Origin of the sequence: Hydrogenophaga sp. (assembly GCF_022844385.1) — a bacterium.
In the GTDB taxonomy this organism is placed as follows: Bacteria; Pseudomonadota; Gammaproteobacteria; order Burkholderiales; family Burkholderiaceae_C; genus Hydrogenophaga.
Genome location: NZ_JALHLX010000216.1, coordinates 1 through 3,574, shown reverse-complemented (window position 1 = coordinate 3,574; position 3,574 = coordinate 1). Strand labels below are relative to the sequence as shown.

The window sequence follows — 3,574 nt, the reverse complement described above, 5'->3', positions numbered from 1 at the left end:
AAGATCCACAACACACCCGCCTTCGCCGACAGCGCCACCCAGTAATCCCGCACCACGTTGCGTGTGGCACCCGCACCATCCACCCGGTCCCACCAGCCGCCCTCCACCCGCTGCGGGCCCGCGAGCAGTTGCAGCTCGCCCTGGTAGATCGGCCGGTTGCCGCGCACCAGCAGCCTCAGCGGCTCGGGCAACACGAAGGTGGGTTGCGGCATGCCCGTGTCGGGCGCCGGCTTGCGCGGCAGCGGCTCGGGTGCGCTCTGCCAGCGGCACATCCATTCCTGGCGGTGGTCGGGCAGCACCACCGGACGCAACACACGCCCCGGCCCCAGGCGCGCGGCCAGGCGCTCCAGCACCAGGTGCAGCGTCTCGCCCTGGCGCACGGTGTCGGGCAGCAGCGAGGCGCTGCGCTCCATGAGTGGCTGCACGTCGGTGGCCAGCAGGTGCAGGTCGCCCACGGGCGCGAGCAACTGCACATGGGCCAGGTGCTCGGCGAGCAGGCGGCAGAGGTGTTCGGTGTCGCGCGTGGGCTCGGCCGTGCGCACCGTGATCTCGCCGCCCTCACCCGCGTCGCGTGCGCGCATGGCGTCGTGCGCCCAGCGCAGCGTGAAGGCCGTGACGCCCGCGCGCCGCGCCGCCAGCCAGCCGCTCATCACCAGCAGCAAACGCCGCGCGCCCCACAGCAAGGCCGGCGCCTGCTCCACGCGCGCCATGAGCTCCAGCCGCTCCTCGAACCGCTCGGGCAGCGCCACCCACACATGCGCCTCGGGCTCGGCGCCGTAGGCCTGGTCGAGCGCCTGCAAGAGCTGCTTGTCAAACCGCCGGCCCACACCACCGCGCGGCAGCGCGCGCACATCGCCCAGCGTGCGGCAGCCGATGTGGGCCAGCGTGGTGAGATGTGGGTGCACCGCGCTCAACACCTGCATGGGCAAGGCATCGAGCAGCAGCGGCAGGGTTTGCTTGAAGCCGTTTTCAATGCCTGCGCGCGCCAGCGCCAGCGCGGCCAGGCTGTTGGGTGCCCAGGCCACCTGCGCCACGCCCACGTCTGCGCTCTCGGCCACCACGCGGTCGCGCAGCGCGCGTTTGCCGCCAAACAGGCGCACGCTCCCCGCCACCTCCATGAGCACCGCACCGTCGGCCAGCGCCACGCGGGGCGTGAACTGCAACGCCCAGGTGGCCACGGCACGGCGCGCCGCCTCAGTGGACGGCGCGGTGGGGGCGGTCGGGAGCAGGAGTGCTGACCACAACATGGCCGGCCTCTCGGGATATGTCTGACGGCAACAGCCGGCTGGGGAAACGCAGCCGCGGCGTGAGGATGGCGCGCAGCCCCCCGGGCACCGAGCCCAGGCGCAGCGTGTCCTGCAGCGGCGGGCCCTTGCGTTTGAAGATGTCCAGGTGCAGTTCCCAGTCCAGCCCCACGCGGGCCAGGAGCCGCAGCGGCGCGGCCGACGATTCGCGCACCGCCGCACTCGGCCGGCACAAAAACACCGGGCCTTCGCAACTGGCGGCCAGCACCTGCAGGCGGCGCACCTGTTCAGACCGCGCCTGCGGCAGCCACACCACCAGCGCACCGCAGGCGTTGGCCTTGATCAGTTGTTCGGCCGACCACAGGCGCTCGGCCGCCGTGTCGGCCCGCACCCAGACCAGGTGGCGTTCGTCGATGCCCTCGAAACGCAGACCCGGCAGGTGCGGCGCCTTGGGCGGCCCCACCACCACCACCGCGCGGCCGGCGGCACACACCTGGCGCAGCGCCGGCCCGAGCAGGCGCCATTCCAGCAGGCCGCTTTGCGACGCGAGGATTTCAATGACGCCGTGGCACGGCCAGCCACCGCCGGGCAGTTGCGCGTCCAGCGCCTCGAAGCCGCTGGACAGCACGGCCGAGACCGGGCCGCCGAGCTGGTCGCCACGCCAGATGGCCGCGGCCACGGCCATGGGCAATTCGCCGGGCATTCGCACGAGACGCGCCGGGCGCGGCGGGTCGTGCGGGGTTGAAAACATCAGCGCGGAAGACGGATCGTCCTCCTGCCAGTCGAGGGCGGGATGCATGGCGGGGTGTTCGGGTGGGGTTGGGAAGGCCGATAAATACTGTATGCGTGTACAGTATCTTAAAGGCCGACCGGTGTCCAGCGGCCGCACAACCCTCATGGTTTGCCGCATGGTTTGCCCCATTGCCGCCACCACTCAAACTCCTCACGATGCGGGGCACCACTTCGAGGAACGCCATGGCCCAGCACGACACCGACTACCTCATCATCGGCGCCGGTGCCACCGGCCTGGCCTTTGCCGACACGCTGCTGCAGGAGAGCGACGCGCACATCACGCTGGTGGACATGCACGGCCAACCCGGCGGCCACTGGAACGACGCCTACCCCTTTGTCTCACTGCACCAGCCCTCGGCCTTTTACGGCGTGAATTCGCTGGCGCTGGGCACCCACTGCAAGGACACCGTGGGCCACAACGCCGGCCTGTACGAACTGGCCAGCGGCGCCGAGGTGAGCGGTTATTTCCAGCAGGTGATGCACCAGAAACTGCTGCCCAGCGGCCGCGTGCGATACCTGCCCATGAGCCGTTTCGAGGGCCTGGAGGCCGGCACCGCCCGTGTGACTTCCCTGCTCTCGGGCGCGGACTCCACCATCACCGTGCGCAGGAAACTGGTGGACGCGCGCCACTTCAGCCCCAGCGTGCCGGCCACCACCAAGCCGAAGTTCAGCGTGGCCGAGGGCGTGCACCTGGTCACCCCCACGCAGCTCACCCAGCTCTGGCAAGACACCCGGGAACGCCCTGCCCGCTTCTGCATTTTGGGCGCCGGCAAGACCGCCATGGACGCGGCCGTGTGGCTGCTCGAATGCGGTGTGCCGCAGACAGCCATCAGCTGGGTGATGCCGCGCGACTCGTGGGTGGTGAACCGGCTCACCACGCAGCCCGGCGAAGAGTTTTTCAAGCACTCCATCGGCGGACAACTGGCGCAGATGAAAGCCTTGGCCGAGGCCAGCAGCGTGGCCGACCTGTTCGAGCGACTGGAAGCCAGCGGCCAGATGCTGCGCATCGACACACAGCACACGCCCCGCATGTTTCACTACGCCACGCTGTCGCAAGGCGAGGTGCAGTTGCTGCGGCAGATCCAACACGTGATCCGCAAGGGCCGCGTGCTGGCCATCGAACGCGGCGCGCTCGTGCTCGAACAAGGCCGCGAGGCCCTGCACGAGAACACGCTCTTCATCAACTGCACCGCCTCCGCCGTGGAGATGCGCGACATCGAGCCCATCTTCCAGCCCGGCAAGATCGTGCCCCAGCTCGTGCGGGCCCCGCTGGTCACCTTCAGCAGCGCTGTGTGCGCGTACGTGGAAGCACACTACGACGACGACGAGACCCGGAACGCGCTGTGCACCCCCGTGCCCTTTCCGCGCAACGTGGGCGGCTACATCCAGTCCACCCTGGTCAGCCTGGCCAACCAGATGCGCTGGAGCCAGGACAAGCCCCTGCGCAACTGGATGCGCGAGAGCCGCCTCGACGGCTTCGGCAAGATGACGGCCAGCATCGACCCTGCCGACACGGAAAAAACCGCCATCGTGGCCGA

General features: G+C 69.9%; 3 protein-coding genes. 1 reads left to right on the top strand and 2 read right to left on the bottom strand.

Annotated features, from left to right (window positions below; genetic code table 11):
• Both Q0C59_RS19210 and imuA read right to left on the bottom strand, forming a co-directional pair.
• On the bottom strand, window positions 1–1,247 hold a 1,247-nt coding region (locus Q0C59_RS19210; protein ID WP_291218599.1), incomplete at its 3' end, for a DNA polymerase Y family protein.
• Window positions 1,195–2,043 (bottom strand): translesion DNA synthesis-associated protein ImuA, encoded by an 849-nt coding sequence (gene imuA, locus Q0C59_RS19205; protein ID WP_291218597.1) that lies wholly within the window; start codon window positions 2,041–2,043, stop codon window positions 1,195–1,197. The genes imuA and Q0C59_RS19210, both read right to left, overlap by 53 nt.
• A 176-nt stretch (window positions 2,044–2,219) precedes the next feature.
• Here imuA and Q0C59_RS19200 point away from each other — a divergent pair.
• Window positions 2,220–3,574: FAD/NAD(P)-binding protein (locus Q0C59_RS19200; protein WP_291218595.1), on the top strand; the 1,355-nt coding region annotated here is incomplete at its 3' end.

Coding starts and splice junctions, on each gene's coding strand:
- imuA (WP_291218597.1), bottom strand. CDS start 2,043: ATGCATCCCGCCCTCGACTGGCAGGAGGACGATCCGTCTTCCGCGCTG.